Genomic DNA, 21332 nt, shown 5'->3' with positions numbered 1-21332 from the left:
CAGTATAGAGATACTTAACCTGTAAGGTCTGTAAATAGCAAGAGTATGCCTTTCGCAGCTCTGCGTGCCTTATGTGCGTGTACGATTCCCTACATTTATGAATATTTTCCAATAATTCCTTACAATTATGTAGGAATTCTTACTCTATGAGACCCTTTTTTATTGCCAGCGTTACCGCCTCGGTTCTTGTAAAGGCGCCGAGTTTCCAAAGTATGTTGCTTACATGGAATTTAACCGTAGAAAGGCTAATGCACAGGGCCTCGGCTATCTGGCTGTTATTGAGCCCCTTGCCCATAAGGGCAAGGACCTCCAGCTCCCGCTGGCTGAGTACCTCCGCATCAGCTTCGTTGGGCACCGTGGCGGCATTGATAAGGCTCCGGGCGACTTCGGGGGCCAACACGGGCTTACCTTCCGCGGCGTCCACAATAGCCTTGGCAAGCTCTTCTGCGGGAATATCTTTTAACAGATAGCCGATGGCCCCGGCCTTAAGAGCCCCTCGAATCTGTTCATCCCTTTTATAGCTCGTAAGAATTATTATTTTGCTGTCCGGATCCAAGTTCCGCAAACAGCCAGTGGCGGTCACACCATCCATATCGGGCATATCAAGATCCATGAGTACCACATCTGGCTTTGCGGCACTATACAGTTCCAGCGCTTCTCTGCCATTGGCCGCCTCGGCCACCACCTGAATGGAATCATAGGTTTCCAGAAAAGTCGCAAGACCTTTCCTGACTACCGGATGATCGTCGGCTATCATTATACGAACGGGTCTTTGCATCTTATTCCCCCGGCCATTTAAAAAACACACGCGTTCCTTTGCCAGGCTCGCTGTCTATCGTGAGGCGAGCGCCTGCAAGACGGGCCCGCTCTTCCATAATTGAAAGGCCCTGACCGCCATTATACCCATGAGACGGGGCAAATCCTTTACCATCATCCTGTAGCATGAGGGAGAATCCCTCCCCGTCTCCTTTTAGTTCAATTGTTACCTTACGGGCCTTTGCATGTTTTGCAATGTTATTCAGTGTCTCCTGAAGGATACGGTAGGCCGCGATTTTTACCGTTAACGGTATTTCTGCATTAAGCTCAATATCCGCTTCTACCGGAATCAGGGTTTTGCCGGCAAAGGAGTTTATTGCGTGCTCCGCCAAATCCCGCAGCATTACAGATTCCAAGGCTTTAGGCCGCAATTCAAAAAGGAGCCCCCGCATTTCCGATTGCGCACCCTGGGTCAGCTTAAGCAAATTATTTAATTCTTCCGTAGCCCGTTCCGGTCTGGTTTGCCAGAGTTGGGGCAATGATTGGGCAATAAGATTTGCCGAGAAGAGGCTCTGGGATACCGAGTCATGCAAATCTCGGGCAAGCCGTTCCCGTTCTGCACTGGCGGCGACCTGTATGGCCTGTTTTCTGAGCATAGTGTTTTCTATTGCCAATGAAGCCTGAATTGCAAACACTTCGGCGAGATCTAATTCATCCTGGTCGAAGCGGTGTATATCCCGGTAATAAAAGGCTAAGGCACCAAAAGTGCGTTCTTGGCTGAACAGGGGCTCTACAAGCAGAGCCTTAAACGAGCCATGTATAGCTGCATCAAGTTGATAATGTATCGGGTCAATATATAAGCTTGCTTCTAAACCAAAAGAATCAGCCCGATCGTCAGCATCATTCTGTGAAAGATCAGGGATAATGATTCGCTGTTTTTCAGCCACCGCCTTCCCGATAATCCCTTCCCCGCAATTGGCAACAATAGTGGGAACAGGTATCGGGAATTCTCCCCGCAAGGCCTGCAGCCGGATGCAGCTATCCTCGCAAATATAGAGGGCAGAACTCTGACATTCCAGAATATTCTCCGTTCTTCCAACAATGAGATCCAGTACTTCCTGAAGCGATTCGGTGCCATTAATTTTTCTGATAATCTCCCGAAACCCTTCCGCTATTTTCCTCCGCTGCTGCATTTCCGAAAGCAGATAGGCATTCTGCAGCGCCACGGCGATCTGTTCACCGAAAGCAAGTCCAAGCTGTATCTGTTCTTCCCGGAACTGCTGAGGTTCGGAATAATAAAAAACCATGCCTCCATACAGGGTTTCCTGCAGGTAAATGGGCACTGCGAAAGAAGCCGCGTACCTGCTGCGCAGGGCGATGCGTTCAGCCTTTATCGGCTCAGGTATATCTTGAGCTTGCCGGATTATCTCTACCCGTTCAGGATAGGGAGGATAATTTTGATAGATGGGATACCTCCGCTCGAGGGCTTCCAGATATCCGCTGCCGCCTGAGGGGCCCAATTCAGAAAAAGAGCGCACAAGGCCGTCCTGGAAAATACCCTCCATTCCGCAGCTTGCAACCTGTACAACGATTTCATTTTTCAAATCAAAGTGATGCAATACACAGGCGCCGGCCCTCTGGCGTATTGCGGCGAGACGAACCGCGCGATGAAGGAGCTCGTCCAACGGCACCTGGGCGTTTATCATACTTATAATTTCTTGCAGGCTTTCTGCCGCTCCAATCCGCAGCTCGAGTTCAGTGATCTTTCGCTGCAAGATTTTGCTCGTCCTGGGCTGTTCCTGTTTTTCAGCCCTGCGGCTCGCCCGTTTCGGTTTCATATTTCCCACTATACTCCAATGTGGCCTATTTGTCTCATCAAACCTGGCCATCTGGCTAGGTTTGTGGCTCCACATTCGGCCAGCAAAAATCCAGTCTTTTGACTGGAGGTTTATCAATCTCATTTTGGTATGTTTTGACTATCCATAATAAGGGAGGAACATTCCATGTTCGATATACAAACCGCGGTCGATATGTACTTGAAACAGCCCGAAGACTGGGCAAGGGAAAACCGGCAGAAAACACCGGCATCGGAACAGAACCATGATTCATTAATACTACGAATGGTACTGTATCTTTTTAATCACTGAAGAGGTATTATTGCTCTCTATGATCGAAGTACATCATTTGGTAAAACACTTTACAAAAATAGTCAAAGAAAAGGGCGTCCGGGGCAGCATAAAAAGCCTCTTTTCGCCCCAAAAGGAAATCGTCCGCGCTGTGGATGATGTGAGTTTCCAGGTCCCGGTGGGGGAAATTCTCGGCTTTATCGGTCCCAATGGGGCGGGAAAATCCACGGTGATAAAAATGCTCACCGGCATCCTTACCCCCACCGACGGCTGGTGCAGGATTAACGGCTACATTCCCCAAAAGGAGCGGAAACGCTATGTCCGGGAAATCGGCGTAGTTTTTGGTCAACGGACCCAGCTCTGGTGGGACCTTCCGTTGACCGAAACCTATACGGTTCTTAAAGAGATTTACGACATTCCCAACAGTGTATACAAAGAACGGCTGGAATTTCTTGACCATGTCCTGGAGCTGGGCCCCATTATGTCGAGCCCGGTTCGGACCCTGTCCTTGGGACAGCGAATGCGGGCCGACATCGCCGCATCCATGCTGCATAATCCCCGGGTCCTGTTCCTGGACGAACCCACCATTGGACTTGATATTGTAGTCAAGGACAGCATCCGCAGGGCTATTAAGGAAATAAACCGGACAGAAAAAACAACCATCATTCTTACAACCCACGACTTAAGCGATATCGAACAGCTCTGCAAGCGGATTATCCTTATCGACAAGGGGAAACTCGTCTACGACGGCGACTTGGACCGGATACGAACTCATTTCGGTAAAATCCGGGACATTACCTTTGTCCTGGAAGAACCGGACCATGCAGAACAGATCCCCTTCCCGCCCCATGAGGACCTGGACATCCAGAAGGAAGGAGCAAAAGTACGGGTCCGTTTTAACACCGAGGTCTGTTCATTGCCGGATATGCTTGCCACGGTCCTGCAAACCGTTAAGGTCAAAGATATCGCAGTTCAGGACATCGATATCGAAGAGATACTCAGACGGGTTTACCAGCGGCAGGTGGAACTATGAGACTAAAGGCCTATACACCCTTTACAAGCGCCGGTATCCAGTCGGCCATTGCCTACAAATGGAACTTCCTGGGCTTCTTTTTTGGGCAGGTGTTTTTTACCTTTGTCATGTTTTTCCTGTGGCGTGCCGTATTCCGGTACAGCCCCGGAGGCAGCATCGGCGGTTTTACCTTTTTGGACATGACCATCTACATTTTTGCGGCCAACATCACGGGCTTCCTCGTGGATACCGAGGCTTCTTACATAGTGGGCGAAGAAATAGTTCAGGGGAGCATTGCCATGCGGATGATAAAACCGGTAAGCTTTAACCTGAGCATCCTCTTTACCGAACTGGGACAAAAACTGATTATTATGCTCCTGGTAGCCATTCCGGTCTTTGCAGGTCTCGAATGGTTCCGCTATGCCCAAACAGGTGTATTGCAGTTTTCGCTCTCTACCTTTGTGCTCTACCTGACCAGCGTGGGCCTCAGTTACCTGGTCATGTTCTTTTTCGATGTCTGTTTCGGATACCTGGCCTTTATCTTTAAGAACCTGTGGGGCATCAACATGCTGAAATTTGGCATCCTGAATTTCCTTTCAGGCGGCATGATACCCTTAGGCTTTCTTCCCCAGGCAGTACAGCGGGTGTTAGCCTTCCTGCCCTTTGGGTCCATGCGCTACACACCGGTTATGATTTATACCGGAAAATATCAAGGATTGATGATACTTTCGGCCATGGCAACTCAGATTTTCTGGGCGGCGCTTCTGTACGGCCTTTCGGCCCTGATCTGGCGGCTCACCGAACGACACCTGACCGTACAGGGAGGTTGATATGAAACAAAAAATAAAGCGCTTTTTCCGCCTCTACTGGATATTTACCGGCCAGTTTATAAAACGGATCATGGAATACCGGGCAGATTTCTTAACCGGCGCCCTGGCCTTCTTTTTAGGACAATTTTTTAACCTCGTCTTCATTGCCATCATTTTCGGGAACATCCCCCAATTGGAAGGCTGGACGGTGGACCAGATTATCTTCATTTACGGGTTTTCCCTTATCCCCCGGGGTATTGATCACTTTTATGCGGACAACCTCTGGAAGGTGGCCTATTTTCTGATCCGCCAGGGTGAGTTTGATAAATACCTCACCCGCCCGATCGACCCGCTCCACCATGTATTATTGGAAGGCTTTGAGGTTGATGCACTTGGGGAACTCCTTACAGGCATTGTGCTCATCTGTATCGCTGCACAGCGTCTTGCGCTGACCCTTACACCGCTTAAAATCGCAGGAGGCATCCTGGCAGTGATCTTTGGGACCCTTATCTATACGGGGATCAAGATCATTTTTGCATCCATCGCCCTGTGGACCAAACAGTCGGGAAGCCTCCTACACATGGTTTACATGACCAGCGATTTCGCCAAGTATCCAGTAACCATCTATAATCTCCTGGTAAAGACGGTGGTTACCTATGTCATACCTTTTGCCTTTACCGCCTTTTATCCCGCCGCCTGGCTCCTCACGGGGAAGCAGACCCTGTTTTCCCTCGGCGGCACCGTGATTGCCGGCGCAAGCCTCATCGTTATAGGGAGGCTCATCTGGAACCGGGGCCTCAGTGCCTACGAAAGCGCCGGGAGCTAAACTTATCGCGGTGCACGGCAGCGGTACCCCAGCTTGCTGGCTTGCCAGGACAGCCCCTCGGGGCCCCAGCCTGCTGGCTTGCCATGGCCACAAAAAATGCCTATTTTTGTATCAAATACCGTTATCGTAATCTGATATGGAAACAAGGAGTACAACCATGGGAAGATTTACATCTCCCGAAAAGGGAAAACGGCTTGCCATTGAGATAATCATCATTTTTGGCATTGTAAGTCTTTTTGGGGACATCATGTACGAAGGAGCCCGGGCTGTTAACGGCCCGTACCTCAAAACCCTGGGGGCCAATGCAGCTCTGGTAGGCCTTATTGCAGGTCTTGGTGAATTTTTAGGCTATATAGTCCGTCTTGCCTCAGGCTACTTTGCGGATAAAACAAAGGCATATTGGTTTTTTGCCATTTTAGGATACAGCTTCCTTGCTTCGGTACCCCTCTTGTCCCTCACCGGCGTGTGGCAGATCGCCGCGCTGTTTATGGTCATGGAACGCTTCGGCAAGGCCCTCAGAGCCCCTGCTAAAGATACCATCCTCTCTACCGCAACCAAACATATCGGTACCGGCTTTGGCTTTGGTCTCCACGAAGCCATGGACCAGCTTGGCGCGCTCTTAGGCCCCCTCGTCTTTACCGCTGTCTTTGCATTCGGCGCCCACGGGACTGACCTCGCCTCTTATAAGGCCGGTTATGCTTTGCTCTGGATCCCCTTCATCATCCTTATGATGAGCCTCCTCTACGCCTTTTTACGGGTCCCGGATCCAGAAACGCTCGAAGCCATAGTTCCCAAAAAGGTAGAAGGCGAAGTCTTAAGCAAGACCTTTTGGCTCTATACAACCTTTAGCTTTATAACCACCCTGGGCTTCGTAAGCTGGCCCATACTCTCGTATCACTATGCGGCCAAGGGTATCCTTTCCGGTGCGGAAATTGCCCTCTTTTACGCCATCGCCATGGCTGTAGACGGTGTAATTGCCATCGCCATCGGCCTCTTGTACGACCATTTTAAGAAAAGAAAGGATTCAGAACACGGCGGCCTTGTCACCCTGGCGGTCATTCCCGTTGTTTCTCTCCTCATCCCCTTAGTCGGCTTTGCCCTGCCTTCCAAAGGGGCTGCCATAGCAGCAGCGATTCTTTGGGGTATAGTCATGGGAACCCACGAGACCATTATGAAAAGCGCCATCGCCGACATTACACCAATTAAAAAGCGGGGCACCGGATACGGCATTTTTAACACCGCCTACGGACTAGCCCTTTTTGCATCCAGCAGTCTCATGGGACTCTTGTATGACCTGGGCATCCAGTATGTAATCATCCTTGCATTGGTGGCGGAACTCATCGCCATTCCCAGCTTTCTTATCCTACGGAAGGAAGCGCTGAAAAAAACAACGAACACTTAACCTGCAAAACCTGACCCGCGCATTCTTGCGCGGGATTGACACGGTTTATGCATGAACGATCAAAGCAAGATACACGAGCCGTGACAATAGGAGCATCGGTTAAAGCAGATATTAGACGACTTTTCTTTTTAATTTTTCAACTAATAAATCTTGTACATTTCTTCTAGAATCTATAACAGTAAATACTTCGACATGATTATTCTCAATTCTATATATAATTCGCCAATACGATTCTATAAGTTCACGATAATCATTTATATTATACTCTAGAAGTTCAGAAACAATCCTGCTTTTTTGTGGGAAATATTTTAATGAATGAAGTCTTGTAGTAATCAATTCAAATATCTTTTTTGCATAATCTGGTTTTTCTAAAAGATAATATTCGATAATTTCTTCTATATCTTTTTTTACGCTGTTTGGAATATGAACTGTATATTCCATTATTGATCCTTAAAATATTTATTTTTTAACTCTGTGAATACTTCTTCTGAATCTTGAAAATCTCCTTTTTTTATTTCGTCTTCAGATATTTTGATAATATTTAATAAAGCAAATGCATTTTGCATATTTTGATAAGAATCAATATCCATTAAAACTGCTTTTGCCTCACCATTCTGTGTGATAATAATTGGATTTCGATTTTCATTGACATATTTCATCATTTCTGCGGCATTTGTCTTTAGATAAGAAATAGGTTTAATATCATTCTTAAAATTTATAGTCATATTAAAACTTCAGTCTTTTAAATATACCATAAAAAGACTGGCGCGTCAAATTTGCTCTTCGTTAACATATTGAGGGTGCCTTAACTAATTAACAGCAAACCCGATACACAATGCTGGTGCAACCATATCGGATAGCTATTCCCATTGAAATTGGCATTTGATCCAAAACCACCGGACATACTGCCTAAGAAGCCAAATTCATCACCTATACACTTTATTCCTGATGAAGCGGGAGAGCTGCTTACAGAAGGAAGAAGCTAGAGCAACTTGGGCTAATTTGACTGCACGGGATGAGTAACCTGATTTACCTGGAGGCTTTCGGACTCGATAAAGGAAAATCCTTCCTTAAAAAGTTCAAGGCATGCGGCAACCACATCTGGGTCATAAAGAGAGCCGGTATGTTCTTTAATTTCAAAGAGGGCTTGCTCAATACCGCGGGACGGCCGATAGGGCCGGTGGGACGCAATGGCATCCACCACGTCGGCAACGCAGATAATGCGTCCTTCTAGACTGATAGCATCCTGCCTGAGGCCCGCAGGATACCCTGAGCCATCATATTTTTCATGGTGCTCCAGCACATATTGAGCTATAGGATAGGGGAATTGGATATTCCGTAAAATATTGTAGGACTCTACCGGATGCTGGCGGATCAGCATAAGTTCAATTTCGGTAAGTTTTCCCGGTTTAGAGAGGAGCTCGGTAGGCACAGAGATTTTACCCACATCGTGCAGCAGGGCAGCGATCCTCACCGCCTCTATTCGTTCTTCCCTTAAGCCCAATTTACGCCCGATTTCGCGGGCCAACAGGGATACCCGCTGCTGATGCCCTGCGGTATAGGGGTCCCGAATTTCTACGGACCTTACCAGGGAGAGTATAATGCCATCGGTAAGCAGCTGCAGCTGCCTGTTTTTGGACCGCAGGGCATCTTCGTTGAGGCGCCGTTCAATCGCCATGGCTATCTGGGATGAAACAAAATTAAGAATTTTCCGGTCCTCTTCGCCGTACAGATGGGTATCCTGGTAACGGTAAGTAACGAGAGCACCGATCTTAGTACCCTCTCCGTTCAGGAGGGGAACACCCAGCCATTGCCGAGGGAGCCGGTCTGGACAGGGGAGATCTTTTTCTGCAACCACCTGCTGCAATTCCTGCCGATTCAGCAATAGGGCTTGCCCTCTTTCCAACAAATATTCAACCAGGGCCGAATGAAAAGCCCGTTCATTCGTCTCATCAGCCAGCATATCCGAGGAAGCAAGGCGAAAATAGGGACATTCAAGATAGCCCGAATCTGCATCTTTAAGGATAATAATAAGGTTATCCACCGCAACCAATTTGCTTAAGATCCGATGAACAATGGTAAAAAGATTGTTTACATCCTTGGCAAAATATGCGGCTTCCGAAATGCTGTACAGGGCCCGCTGCAGCTGTTCGCCCCGCTTCCGTTCTGTGATATCATATGAAAAAACAGCAATCTCTTCTACTTCGCCTGAATCATCAAAAATGGGGTAGCCAGAGTTATAATAGACCCGTCCATCCTGCTCAAATTCGAGCCGTTTTGGTTCGCGGTTCTCGCAAATTTCGCTGATAAAGTGCCGCTGAGTCTCCTGGACTGTAGGCTGGGCAATCTCCGTATAACGCCTGCCGATTATCGATTCAAGAGAGTCATTATAACGTTCAGAAAGGGCTCGGTTGCAGGACTTAATAGTTCCCTGCCGGTCCAGCAGTATAATTGCATCGTCTGATGCATTAAGCAGGGCATCCAGCTTACGCTGTTTTTCCCTGAGCTGTTCGCTTGCGGCAACTAAGGAAGACACGTCCCGGATTGCAACAACAAAGCCGTTTATTGCACGCTGGGAATCCCGCAGTTTGGATATATTAACCAGAACAGGCAGTACCTTTCCCTGGTGGTCGGTTAATCTTGTTTCTAAATTTCGGATACGGCCCTCTTCGTTGCAGCGGGCTAAAAGATGGACTATGGTCGCTTCATCGGTTTCGTGGAAAAGGCAGGCCACATTTTTACCAATAATTTTCTTTGCCGGGCTAACCACATCAATATATCCCTTGTTAACCCGTTCAACGATCCCCTGTTCGTTCAGAATAATGACCGGATCGAGCATACCTTCGATGGTCTGAATCGCCATTTCCGCTGCCGCGGCGGTTACCAGGGAAGCGGACCGCTGATGCTCCTGCATCATTTCCTGGGTAATATCGATGACAATAGCGGAAATACAGAGATCTTCCTGACTTTCTACAGGCTGGAGATTCCGTTGCAGCTTAACAAACAAGAAGCTGCCGTCGGCATGCACCATTTTTGCATCAACCTGCTGCATCTCGCCGTTTTTTAATAGATCGCTATCTAAATACAAAAGCTTGTCTGCTACCGACCGGGGGAACAAATCATAATCGGTGTGATCGATCACTTCATCTTGCGTTCGGCCGAGGAGTTTTAAAAATGCGTTATTGCAGCCTATATATGTACCTTCACGGTTTTTTACATACGCGGGCGCAGGAATCAGGTTGAGCATCATCATGTGGTAAGCCCATTATACCAAACATCTGGAAAATCGTCGAGTTATTTTTTAAAAATCTCCATTATATCCAATAAAATTCCAGTTACATATCGACGTAAAAGGATTGACAATATCTGTCAAAAACCGCATTGTTTGCTTGTATTTTCATTCGACCGAAGCGAATCCGGGGTTCCGCGGGCAAATCGGTTTTGTAGACTCAAGTAAGGGTCAGAGGAGGTTGAAGGACCGTAATTGAAAGGGAGCGATGTCATCATTGAGGGGGTTTCCAAGTCCTTCGGGGACTTTAAAGCCCTAAAAGACGTATGTCTGGAAATAAAAAAGGGAGAATTCTTTTCTCTCTTAGGTCCATCGGGTTGTGGAAAAACAACCCTGTTACGGATTATCGCGGGATTTGAGACCCCCGATACTGGTTTGGTAACCTTTGACGGAGTCGATGTACTCCCGCTTCCACCAAACATGCGGCATGCGAATACGGTGTTTCAGAATTATGCGCTGTTTCCGCATTTATCTATATTCGAAAATGTAGCCTTTCCCCTCCGGATAAAAAAAGTTCCCAACAGGGAAATAAAATTAAAGGTTATGGATTACCTTAAGCTTGTGGAGCTTGAGAACCATGCCCACAAGAAACCGAGCCAGCTTTCCGGCGGTCAGAAACAACGGGTTGCCATAGCCCGCGCACTGATTAACGAACCTTCAGTGCTGCTTTTGGACGAACCCCTGTCTGCTCTGGATGCGAAGCTCCGTCAGCACATGCTCATAGAGCTTGATAAAATTCACGACAAAATCGGCATTACCTTTATTTATGTAACCCATGACCAGCAGGAGGCCCTTTCAGTATCGGATCGGCTCGCAGTTATGTGCCAGGGTGATGTGCTTCAGGTGGGAACCCCCCACGAGATTTACGAAAGCCCCGCGACTGACTTTGTTGCCCGCTTTATCGGCGAAACCAACCTGTTTGATGGTACGGTTGTTGCCGTTGAACCGGTCGAAAAACCCAAAGCATCTGAACAGGAAACCATGGTTACCCTGGATATTCCTGAACTGGGACGCATTAAGGTCACCACGGTAGACAATGTCGCGCCGGGGATGAAGGTCAGTTTTACCATTAGGCCTGAAAAGATTGCCATTTCTACCGAAAAGCCCACCCTGAAACGGAACGACATTAACCTTTTCGAAGGCATTGTGGATGAACCGATTTATTCAGGCTTCCAGACCAAATTCTATGTCCGGCTCTCCGAACAAACGGTGCTTAAGGTCATGAAACAGCACTCAAATTATTCCGATGAAGGGCCTGATATAGTATGGAAGGATTCGGTGTATATTTCCTGGAGCGCCGACGACGGCTATATCGTTGAGGTCAAGCAATCGTGAAACCGGCCCTTTCCAAACGGAATTACGGCCCCCTCTATGCGGGGCCGATAGCCCTCTGGTTCACCCTGTTTTTTGCAGCTCCGCTGGTTATTATCGTAGCCTACAGTTTCATGAAAAAGGGGCTCTATGGCGGTGTGGAGTACGAATTTTCCCTTGCCGCCTACCACGCCCTGGCAAATCCGAACTTTGTTACCATAACCATCAGGACGCTGCTTACATCAATCGTGGCAACAGTTTTTACCATATTGCTGGCCCTTCCCTGCGGCTACTTTATGGCAAAAAGCAAGAACCAGACTATCCTGTTGTTGTTGGTCATCATTCCTTTCTGGACCAATTTTCTTATTCGGGTATACGCCTGGATCGCCATTCTTGGCAACAACGGCTTTTTGAATGAGATTCTTAAACGGCTCGGCTTGGTACGGGACTATATCCAGTTCCTGTATAACCAGGAAGCGGTCATCCTTGTCCTTGTATACATGTACCTGCCCTATGCCATACTGCCCCTCTTTTCTACTATAGATAAGTTTGACTTCTCCCTGCTGGAAGCTGCTCGAGACTTGGGCGCGACCAAATTCCAGTCCATGACCAAGGTACTGCTGCCCAATATTCGCAGCGGTATCTTTACGGCCGTACTCTTTACCTTCATTCCCATTTTTGGAGCCTATGCAGTTCCCCTCCTTATCGGCGGAAAGGACTCCTATATGCTCGGCAACGTTATTGCAGACCAGCTCACAAAAACCCGGAACTGGCCTCTGGCATCGTCTATATCCATGGTCATTACCGTGGTTACCACCGCCGGTGTAATGATTATGATGGCCCTGCAAAAGCGGGAAGCCCAGCGGCAAAAAGAAAGCGAACTGTCTGGCAGTATTACCACCCTGGAAGAAATTGATTCAGCTGCCGAGATCCCCGCAGGAACGGGATCTGCCACGGGAGGTGCACAATGAGCGGTATTATTGCTTTTAGGAAGGGAACACCCACCGGAGAAGCTTCCCGGCATGCCCGCAGGGCTTACCGGAAACGGTTTTCCTTTTCCCAAACAATGTTCATCGCCACAACTGTGTTTCTCTTTCTTCCCCTGTTTGTGCTTATTCTGTATTCATTTAATGCATCAAAGGGAATGGGCTGGACCGGCTTTTCCCTGGTCTGGTACGAAAAACTCTTCTTTAGCTCCCAGGATCTATGGCGAGCCTTCGGCAACAGTGCGCTCATTGCTCTTGCGTCAGCAGCCACCGCCACGGTTATTGGAACCCTTGGGGCTATCGGGGTAAACTGGTACGATTTCAAGCTTAAAAAATACATTCAGGGCATAACCTTTCTGCCGATGATACTTCCCGAAATTATCATCGGTGTGTCGCTCCTTATCTTCTTTGCCGGAGTGGGACTTAAGCTTGGACTCTTTACCATTTACATTGCCCATACAACCTTTAACCTGCCCTTTGTGTATCTCATGGTTATGGCCCGGCTCGATGAATTTGACTATTCAATTATCGAAGCCGCCCATGATCTTGGAGCCAATGAACGGCAGACCCTGCTTAAAGTAATCATTCCCATGAGCATGCCAGGCATTGTTTCCGGATTCCTCACCGCGGTAACCCTTTCGCTGGAAGACTTTGTTATAACCTTCTTCGTGTCCGGGCCCGGGTCCACAACCCTGCCCCTCTATGTCTATTCGGCAATCCGCTTTGGAGTGTCTCCGGTTATCAACGCCCTTTCGGTTATCATGATTTTGGGAACCGTTGTGCTGGCATTTTCACTTCGTAATTTCTTAAAATATATAGCTGCAAAATGAGCCAATTTAAAAGTAGCTGTCCGCTGCCCTGCTGAACCAGACTTTGTATAAAATCAGCAGGGCCCTTATCAGGGGCACCCTCCCCGGCGTGAAAACGTAGGGGGCACGGGCGCCGTGTATCCGGTGGGCACCCAAAACCGGGATCCATACATCCTGCGGCTGGAAGGGATGAATGGATTCTACGTTTCCAGCAAAAAATCAATATTTCTGCAGGAGAGTAATAAGATGAAGAAACTTCTCTGGTCTGTTTTAGCGGCAGCCCTGGTGGCTGGGGGTCTGATGATTGCTGGCTGTTCAAAGTCTTCCGGCGCTGCCGAAGCTGATGGGAGCAAAAAGCTCTATATCTACAACTGGACCTATTACACCCCCGATTCGGTCATCCAGAAATTTGAAAAAGAATATAATGTAAAGGTTGTCTATGACTCTTTCGCCTCCAACGAAGAAATGTTCGCTAAACTCAAGGCTGGCGGCACGGGCTACGACATTGTGTTCCCCTCTGGAGACTATGTTTCTATAATGAAAAAAGAGGGAATGCTGGCTAAGATTGATAAATCCAAACTGAAGAACCTTGGCAACATTGATCCGCTGGTTCTAAAAAAAGCGACCTACGACAGTGACATGGAATATAGTGTTCCCTATTATTTTGGCGCCGCTGGCATTGCGGTGAACACCGCCAAGGTCCCCCAGTTTGAAAAGAGCTGGTCCATTTTCGGCCGCAAGGACTTAAAGGGCAAGATGACCATGCTGGACGATATGAGGGAAGTAATGGGAGACGCCCTGGTATACCTGGGCTATTCAGTCAATACCACCGATCCTGCCCAGGTTCAGAAAGCCCGGGATCTTATAAACAACCAGTGGAAACCTAATCTCGTTAAGTTTGACGCCGAAGCTTTTGGTAAGGGCTTTGCTGCCGGTGAATTCTGGGTCGTCCAGGGCTACGCAGAAGTAGTATACGCAGAGCTTCAGGAAGACCAGAAGAAAGATGTGGCTTTCTTTATTCCTAAAGAAGGGGGCCCAGCCTATATCGACAGTATGTGTATCCTGAAGGACTCGAAAAACTACGATTTAGCCCTTAAGTTTATCGACTTTATCCACCGGCCGGAGATTTATGCCGAATTCTGCGATACCTTTGGTTTCCCTGCCACCGCTAACATTCCTGCCCGGGCGCTGCAGAAGGTTACCCCCTACTATAAGGCGGAAGACCTGGCCAACACAGAACTTAAGGAAGACCTGGGAGACAAGCTTGAGTTATACAACCAGGCTTGGCAGGACATCCGGGTCGGCGAATAGGCCCTAACGTTTTTTGCCGTTTCAGGATATACTCTCATCAATATGATTTCCTACATTGTACCAGAAAATATTGATGACCGTATCCTGGAACGGAGCGCCCGGCTGCTTTCGGAGGGGGGCCTTGTTGCCTTTCCAACCGATACGAGCTGGGTCATTACCTGCGCCCTTTCCTCCCGGCAGGGCTTAAAAAAACTGCGCCGCCTTTCCGGCGAACGGGACGAACGGCATTTTACCCTGCTTTGCAACAGCATATCTCAAATCGGAGACTACTGCTCCCTTAATAACAGCCAATTCAGGCTCATCAAAAAACTTACCCCCGGACCCTATGTCTTTATATTAAAAGCACTCCTGGGAACCGAAAAAGCCCTGGAAATACGGCGCAATGAGGTAGGAGTCCGTATACCCGCCCATCCGGTAGCACCTGCGGTTATTCGGGTACTCAATGAACCGCTCTACTCCATTACCGCTAAAAGATCTATGCTCGCCGCAGGATCGGAATCAGATAATCTTGGTTTTACAGAGCCTTTACCCGATGAAACAGGCTCGAACACCGCGGAGCTTCCGCCTATTCCGGAAGAAGATTTGTTCGAAGGGGGCTGGGAACTGGAAGACATTCCCGGTCTGGATCTGGTGCTTGATTCCGGCGAGGAATTGCCCCGCCTCTATTCTACGGTGCTCGATTTTACCCAGGGTGACATTATACTGCTGCGGCCCGGAGCCGGGCCATGGCCGGTGTGAAATGCCGCGGCCCTGCTTGACGAAACATATTCAGCGGAGTATCGTTCATTTTGTTGAAAGGGGAGTAGTTGCACTCGCGGCAACCAACAGCCGGCGGCGTGTAGGATTCGAGAGGGATCCTTCGACCCGCCTGGTACCGCGGCTCCGGGCCACCGGGGAAACAAGACCTTTCGCGTAGGACCCTTGCCTGTTTATGCCGCAAGGTTTGACGCGAAAGGTCTTTTTTTATGTCCCAAAACAACGAGGAGGAAAAATTAGATGCAGTGGATCGTTCTTGCCTTAACGGTGCTCATGTATGTGGGCATTATTCTGTTTCCCAACGTTAAATCATACATTACCCTTGGGACCGCAATCGTCATGATGCTTTTAGGAGTTGTTGGTTTCCAGGAAGCTATGACCACCATGGTGAACTGGAATATTCTTATGATTTTTATCGGCAGTCTCATCATTGCTGAACTTTTTATTTATTCCCGAATGCCCGCCCGTATTGCCGATAACATTATCGATAGCTCTCCCAGTGTTGGCTTAGCAATCGTAGCAATTCTCATGATGACCGGCTTTATTTCCGCTTTCGTGGAAAATGTTGCAACCGTTCTTGTAATGACACCGATAGCCCTTGCACTGAGCAAAAAACTAAAAATGAATCCTACTATGTTCATGGTGGGTCTTGCCGTCATGGCAAATCTTCAGGGAACCGCTACGCTTGTAGGGGATCCGCCTTCTATGATCTTCGCAGACTTTGCTAAATATGGCTTTAACGATTTCTTTATTTACCAGGGTAAGCTTTCTATATTCTTTGCCGTACAGGTCGGAATGTTAGCAGGTGCGGTCTTCTTCTATGCATTCTTTAAAAAAGCTGGAACCGGAAAAGTAGAGATTGAACGAGAAGAAATAAAGTCTTACTTTCCCACCATATTACTTATCCTTATGATTGCAGGCCTCGCGCTGGCATCTTGGCTCCATTCGGGAGTATCCCTTACCGCAGGGCTCATTGTTATGGTCCTTGCACTGGTCGGAATCCTGTGGTATCGGCTCGTTCGCCATGAAAGCCGAGAAGTTACCCTTTCTATGGTCAAAGAACTTGACTGGGATACGGTGCTGTTCCTCATCGGTATCTTCATTGTCGTTGGTGCGGTAGCTAAGGTTGGACTCCTGGAAGCCTTCGCCGCGGTACTCCAACAATTTATTGGGTCCAATGTGCTCCTTGGCTTTTTCGTTATTGTTGTAGTTTCTATCGTTATTTCCGGCTTTGTAGACAATGTGCCCTATATCGTGGTCATGCTTCCGGTCGCAAAATCTTTAGCTGCAGCCCTTTCGCTCAAGCCAGAACTGTACATGTTTGCTTTACTCATCGGCTCCTGTTTGGGAGGCAACCTTACCCCCTTTGGAGCTTCCGCGAACGTGGTGTCAGTGGGAATCCTTAAAAAGGAAGGATACCCCATGAAATTCAGCGACTGGCTCAAGATAGGCCTTCCGTTCACGCTCCTCACAACCGGCGCTGCAAGTCTCTTTATTTGGTTTGTCTGGAGATAAAAGATAACGTACAATAAGGGTAATGAGCGGCCACCTATATTCATTCGTTATAGTCGATGATGAACCGGAAATTCGCGAAGGAATTCGTGATACCATACCATGGGAAAGCCTTGGCTTTACTTTCGCAGGAGCCTTCACAAATGGGAAGGAAGCCCTTGAATGGGTGGAACAGAATTCCCCGGATGTGCTGATAACAGATATCAATATGCCCTTTATGGACGGGCTCGTACTGAGCGAGCTCGTTCTTGATCGTTCCCCACGTACCAAAGTTCTTATCATTTCAGGTTATGACGATTTTGAATATGCCCGCAAAGCCCTGCAGCTTCAGGTACACGATTATATTGTAAAACCAATTACACCTACAGAATTTAAGGCCACCCTTGCTAAATTAAAAACTGTTTTGGATCATGAACGAGAAGCTGAACAAGATCTTGAACGGATTAAAAAACAACTTGCTGAAAATCTCCCCCTTATAAAAGAACGCTTTTTTAATCGGCTCTTGAGCGGTTCTGCAAGCGAGGAGGAAACCCAAGAGCGCTTCAAGTATTTTGGGGTTTCACTACAGGTCCCACCCATGGCGCTTCATTGTATGGTCTTTGATTTTATTAGGCATCATGGCGGCGAAGGTTTTGATATAGACATACTGAGGATTAGAAATATTATTATTCATAATCTTACAATACATCGACCTGAAGCTACACCCACGGAGGGTTGGGAAGTTTTTAGCGACGAAGAAAACCGTCTTGTGCTTCTGTCATGGGCACCTGAAAAACAAATTTTATTTCAAGAAAATCTAAGAATTGCAGAAGACATCCAGCGACAGATAGGAGGCCTAGACCTTCCACCTTTAGGAATTGGCATTGGGGAACCAGTAGCAGACCTGCATTTACTCCCCAAGTCCTACCGGGACACTCTTGAAGCCCTGCAGATTGGTCGCTTACAGGGGAAACAGGGGATCATTACCTACCGAGAACTTGGTAAACGAATCGATAATAATGGAGAAACACTACAAGATTGGCCAAAAGCTATCGGTAACGCGATTAAAACCGCACAGATGCCAAAGGTGTATGAAACTATTGACTGTATGATTGCTGATATTAAACAAAAACACATTTCCCTTGAACAGTATGAAGCACTTATTGAACGTATTGCGGCGATCATAGTCATTACCCTAGATGAACTTGAAATTAATGAAAAAGAACTTTTTGATAGGGTTTCAAACCCATTTATAGAGCTTTCCCGGCTAAAAACATTGGACGAATTGCGAAACTGGTGCGGCGCCGTAGCAGAGAGCTGTATTGCTATTGTAAAAGCCCGCCAAATTAATTTTGCGGAACAAAAAGTTCGGGAAGCCCTTGCTTACATCAAAAAAAATTATCCAGAGAGTAACCTTTCAATCCAAACCCTCTGCAAAGATCTTTTCATTAGCACCAGTTATTTCAGCGCAATTATTAAAACCTATACGGGCAAAACCTTTCTGGAATTGCTTACAGAAATTCGAATTGACAAGGCAAAGAACCTCCTGCGAACTACAACAATGAAAACATATGAGATTGCTGAACGGGTCGGTTACCTGGACGCTCATTATTTTAGTATAATTTTTAAGAAATTAACCGGCAAAAGTCCAAGTGAGTACCGGAGTGAATATGACTAAAAGACATCACAGCATTCAAGTTACCATGGCTATTGCCTTTTCAATGGTCTCTGTTTCCATCATCGTGGCTGCAATTGTCATTTCGTTTTCAGTTACTGAAGAAACAGCTCGCCTTTCTTCCCAGCAGTACACCCAACAACTTATCCGCCAGATATCCAATAATATTTCTGCTTATATTGATTATATGAACGGAATTTCAACCTTTGTTCAGTCCGACAAAGACATACAGGAATTCCTTCAAGCTAATCAAACAAAAACAAGACACCATCTCGGGAAGCGGGCACAGGAGGTCATGAAAACTTTTATACGTAGCAGAAAAGATATTTCTCTTGTTGCGGTCTTTGATTTTTCGAATCAATCTTTGTTCCACGACAGTAGTTTTAAACAAAATCCCTATAGACTTCCACAGGATCAGCCCTGGTTTACTGCTGCCGTACAAGCTCAGGGTGGGAGCATTATTTCATCAAGTCATGTACAGAATATTGTTCAGGATCGGTACCGCTGGGTCATTTCTCTATCCCGACTTATTTACAAAATTAACACAAACGAAACTATTGGAGTACTTCTTGTTGACTTGAACTATGATGTAATCAATCGTATTTGCAGCTCCATTAAATTAGGGAAACGAGGATATGTGTTTATTATTGATAAAAACGGCGAAATCGTATACCACCCGCAGCAGCAGCTAGTGTACGGGAATTTAAAAAAAGAGAACATTCAACAGATAGTTAAAAGTTCGCAAAACTATTTTGCCGCCGACAACGTGGAAGCTGATAAATTTTATAGTGTCGAAACAATGCCGGTCATTGGCTGGAAAGTAATTGGTGTAAACTATCGTGACGAACTGGTGGAAAATAGGGATAAAATCAGACAAACCTATGCATCTTGGGGTTTAGCATTTTTTTCTATTTCTATACTCTTGTCAATTATTCTGGCCCAACGAATCGCAAAACCAATACGGGAGCTTAGAAATTCCATGCGGCAGGTTGAACAGGGGAATTTCAGTGTCCGATCCGAAATCAAAAGTTCAAACGAAATTGGAGAACTTGGTCGGGATTTTAACATTATGGTTTCAGAAATAGAAAAACTTCTGCGCCGAATTACGGAACAACAAGAACTGAAACGTAAAAGTGAACTTAAGGCTCTCCAAATGCAGATAAACCCCCATTTTTTGTACAATACACTAGACTCAATAATCTGGATGGCCGAGGGTGGAAAACAACAGGAAGTAATCTCCATGAGTTCATCCCTTGCCCGTCTATTTAGGCTCAGCATTAGCAAGGGCAAAGAAATCATTGACATTGGGTCCGAAATTGAACATGTCCGAAACTATCTAACCATTCAAAAGATCCGGTACAAAGATCGGCTGGATTACCGGATTGAGGTTCCCGAAAATCTTAAATCTTATAAAACCGTAAAAATAATTTTGCAGCCCTTGGTAGAAAACGCTATTTATCACGGTATAAAAAACAAGGAAGGTCCGGGTCTTGTTATTATCGGTGGCCGCCAACACGAAGGTGGTTTAGAACTTTTTGTCCAAGATGATGGAGTAGGTATGAGTGAGGCAACCCTTCGAACACTTCAGGGACGACTTGCTGGGACAAAAACAGATATACCACAGGATCCGAACCTGCTACATAGCGGTCTTGGAGTCCATAATGTTGATGAACGTATAAAGCTGTACTTTGGCCAATCCTTCGGACTTTCTTTCGAAAGCGCTGAGGATGTAGGAACGACGGTTAAAATACGACTTCCGGCTATTCAAGGAGATATAGAAGAATGAAACACATGACAGCCCTTATAGTACCAGCGATTTTGGTTTTCATTCTGATCTTTGGCAGTCTTCTTATTTTATTCGTAACCGGGAACCCTACCCCGTCCAAAAAGTTAACCATATCGGTGATTCTAAAGACCATAGACACAAACATGGAATTTTGGCAGGTCGTTAAAAGCGGCATGCAAGTTGCTGCTACAGAGAACGGGGTAGAGCTCGAAATAACCGGTCCTTGGGTCGAAAGCGATATAGAAGGTCAAATAACAATAATGCGCCAGGTACTTAAAAATAAGCCAAAGGTGATTATACTTTCCGCCACCGATTATAACAAACTAGTACCCTTAGTGCAGGACGCCCATGACATGGGAATTCCGGTAGTTACCTTGGATTCGGGGGTTAACAGCGATATCCCGGTTACCTTTGTAGCGACCAATAGTATAGAGGCAGCAGAAAAACTAGCTTCCTATGCAAGTGGGATTCTTAAACCGGGAAAACCAGTTGCCATTATCAACCATGTTCCTGGGGCAACGACAGCAATGGAGCGAGAACAAGGTGTACGAATGGTATTTGAAAAGGAGAACAAGAACCCAATTCTCGGAACCTGGTTTACCGATAATTTCCAAGAACGGGCTTTTGCTATCACCACAGATCTTATAACAAAGCACAAAGATTTAGCAGCTATTCTGGCAATGAATGAAATCTCCGTCATTGGAGCAGCTCAGGCAATCGAACAAGCAGGAATGGCGGGACAGGTCAAACTTTTCGGTTTCGATAACTCTCTTTCGGAAATACAATTTATGGAGCGAGGGGTTCTACAAGCTACGGTTATTCAAAAACCATTTAATATGGGTTACCTCGCGGTTAAAGCAGCCATTGCGGCGGTTAATAAAATAAAGCAAGATCGATTTATCGATACGGGGTCTGTTCTTATTACCCCGAACAATATGTACCTTCCGGAAAACCAGAAACTCCTGTTTCCTTTCATTGAATAGAATT

Annotated in this window: 19 protein-coding genes; 14 read left to right on the top strand and 5 right to left on the bottom strand. The window is 46.8% G+C overall.

What is annotated here, in order from left to right; all coding sequences use genetic code 11:
* Positions 1-139: 139 nt before the first annotated feature.
* Both Q7P68_RS08540 and Q7P68_RS08535 read right to left on the bottom strand, forming a co-directional pair.
* Positions 140-778 carry a response regulator gene (locus Q7P68_RS08540; RefSeq protein WP_304224790.1) on the bottom strand — a complete coding sequence of 213 codons (639 nt, stop codon included), beginning with the start codon at positions 776-778 and terminating at the stop codon, positions 140-142.
* Position 779: 1 nt separating this feature from the next.
* A complete protein-coding gene (locus tag Q7P68_RS08535) occupies positions 780-2594 on the bottom strand; it encodes a GAF domain-containing sensor histidine kinase (protein ID WP_304224788.1) in 1815 nt (604 codons plus the stop codon).
* Between the two features lie 165 nt (positions 2595-2759).
* On the opposite strand from Q7P68_RS08535, the gene Q7P68_RS08530 reads away from it, so the two are divergent.
* From Q7P68_RS08530 to Q7P68_RS08510, 5 genes are all read left to right on the top strand, one after another.
* Positions 2760-2903, top strand: a complete 144-nt coding sequence (locus Q7P68_RS08530; RefSeq protein WP_304224787.1) for a hypothetical protein — start codon at positions 2760-2762, stop codon at positions 2901-2903.
* Positions 2904-2922: 19 nt separating this feature from the next.
* Positions 2923-3915, top strand: coding sequence for an ABC transporter ATP-binding protein (locus Q7P68_RS08525; protein WP_304224785.1), 993 nt, complete (start codon positions 2923-2925; stop codon positions 3913-3915).
* On the top strand, positions 3912-4724 hold the full coding sequence (locus Q7P68_RS08520) for an ABC transporter permease (protein WP_304224783.1): 813 nt from the start codon (positions 3912-3914) through the stop codon (positions 4722-4724). Before Q7P68_RS08525 ends, Q7P68_RS08520 begins: the two co-directional genes overlap by 4 nt.
* 1 nt (position 4725) lies before the next feature.
* Positions 4726-5529 carry an ABC transporter permease gene (locus Q7P68_RS08515; protein WP_304224781.1) on the top strand — a complete coding sequence of 268 codons (804 nt, stop codon included), beginning with the start codon at positions 4726-4728 and terminating at the stop codon, positions 5527-5529.
* 157 nt (positions 5530-5686) lie between these two features.
* Positions 5687-6931 carry an MFS transporter gene (locus tag Q7P68_RS08510; RefSeq protein ID WP_304224778.1) on the top strand — a complete coding sequence of 415 codons (1245 nt, stop codon included), beginning with the start codon at positions 5687-5689 and terminating at the stop codon, positions 6929-6931.
* A 111-nt stretch (positions 6932-7042) separates the two neighbouring features.
* On the opposite strand, the gene Q7P68_RS08505 is transcribed toward Q7P68_RS08510, so the two are convergent.
* The 3 genes from Q7P68_RS08505 to Q7P68_RS08495 all read right to left on the bottom strand — a co-directional run bounded on the left by Q7P68_RS08505 (position 7043) and on the right by Q7P68_RS08495 (position 10184).
* On the bottom strand, positions 7043-7372 hold the full coding sequence (locus tag Q7P68_RS08505; RefSeq protein ID WP_304224776.1) for a type II toxin-antitoxin system RelE/ParE family toxin: 330 nt from the start codon (positions 7370-7372) through the stop codon (positions 7043-7045).
* Positions 7372-7656: a type II toxin-antitoxin system Phd/YefM family antitoxin gene (locus tag Q7P68_RS08500; protein ID WP_304224775.1), complete on the bottom strand. Its 285-nt coding sequence runs from the start codon at positions 7654-7656 to the stop codon at positions 7372-7374. The genes Q7P68_RS08505 and Q7P68_RS08500 overlap by 1 nt, the downstream gene beginning before the upstream one ends.
* Before the next feature lie 272 nt (positions 7657-7928).
* Positions 7929-10184, bottom strand: coding sequence for an HD domain-containing phosphohydrolase (locus tag Q7P68_RS08495; RefSeq protein WP_304224774.1), 2256 nt, complete (start codon positions 10182-10184; stop codon positions 7929-7931).
* A 231-nt stretch (positions 10185-10415) separates the two neighbouring features.
* On the opposite strand from Q7P68_RS08495, the gene Q7P68_RS08490 reads away from it, so the two are divergent.
* The 9 genes from Q7P68_RS08490 to Q7P68_RS08450 all read left to right on the top strand — a co-directional run bounded on the left by Q7P68_RS08490 (position 10416) and on the right by Q7P68_RS08450 (position 21328).
* The gene (locus tag Q7P68_RS08490) at positions 10416-11555 is read left to right on the top strand and encodes an ABC transporter ATP-binding protein (RefSeq protein ID WP_304224772.1); all 1140 of its coding nucleotides are present in this window, start codon (positions 10416-10418) and stop codon (positions 11553-11555) included.
* Positions 11552-12502, top strand: a complete 951-nt coding sequence (locus Q7P68_RS08485) for an ABC transporter permease (protein ID WP_304224770.1) — start codon at positions 11552-11554, stop codon at positions 12500-12502. The genes Q7P68_RS08490 and Q7P68_RS08485 overlap by 4 nt, the downstream gene beginning before the upstream one ends.
* On the top strand, positions 12499-13347 hold the full coding sequence (locus Q7P68_RS08480) for an ABC transporter permease (RefSeq protein WP_304224768.1): 849 nt from the start codon (positions 12499-12501) through the stop codon (positions 13345-13347). Before Q7P68_RS08485 ends, Q7P68_RS08480 begins: the two co-directional genes overlap by 4 nt.
* Before the next feature lie 225 nt (positions 13348-13572).
* Positions 13573-14637: an extracellular solute-binding protein gene (locus Q7P68_RS08475; RefSeq protein WP_304224767.1), complete on the top strand. Its 1065-nt coding sequence runs from the start codon at positions 13573-13575 to the stop codon at positions 14635-14637.
* 42 nt (positions 14638-14679) lie between these two features.
* Positions 14680-15375, top strand: a complete 696-nt coding sequence (locus tag Q7P68_RS08470) for an L-threonylcarbamoyladenylate synthase (protein WP_304224765.1) — start codon at positions 14680-14682, stop codon at positions 15373-15375.
* Positions 15376-15633: 258 nt separating this feature from the next.
* Positions 15634-16908, top strand: coding sequence for an ArsB/NhaD family transporter (locus Q7P68_RS08465; protein WP_304224763.1), 1275 nt, complete (start codon positions 15634-15636; stop codon positions 16906-16908).
* Positions 16909-16930: 22 nt separating this feature from the next.
* A complete protein-coding gene (locus Q7P68_RS08460) occupies positions 16931-18562 on the top strand; it encodes a response regulator (RefSeq protein ID WP_304224761.1) in 1632 nt (543 codons plus the stop codon).
* Positions 18555-20345 (top strand): sensor histidine kinase, encoded by a 1791-nt coding sequence (locus Q7P68_RS08455; RefSeq protein WP_304224759.1) that lies wholly within the window; start codon positions 18555-18557, stop codon positions 20343-20345. Before Q7P68_RS08460 ends, Q7P68_RS08455 begins: the two co-directional genes overlap by 8 nt.
* Positions 20342-21328 (top strand): substrate-binding domain-containing protein, encoded by a 987-nt coding sequence (locus Q7P68_RS08450; RefSeq protein WP_304224758.1) that lies wholly within the window; start codon positions 20342-20344, stop codon positions 21326-21328. The genes Q7P68_RS08455 and Q7P68_RS08450 overlap by 4 nt, the downstream gene beginning before the upstream one ends.
* Positions 21329-21332: the final 4 nt, after the last annotated feature.

Source organism: Gracilinema caldarium (assembly GCF_029265695.1).
Taxonomy (GTDB): Bacteria; Spirochaetota; Spirochaetia; order Treponematales; family Breznakiellaceae; genus Gracilinema; species Gracilinema caldarium_A.
This window is presented reverse-complemented; position numbering and strand designations above follow the sequence as displayed.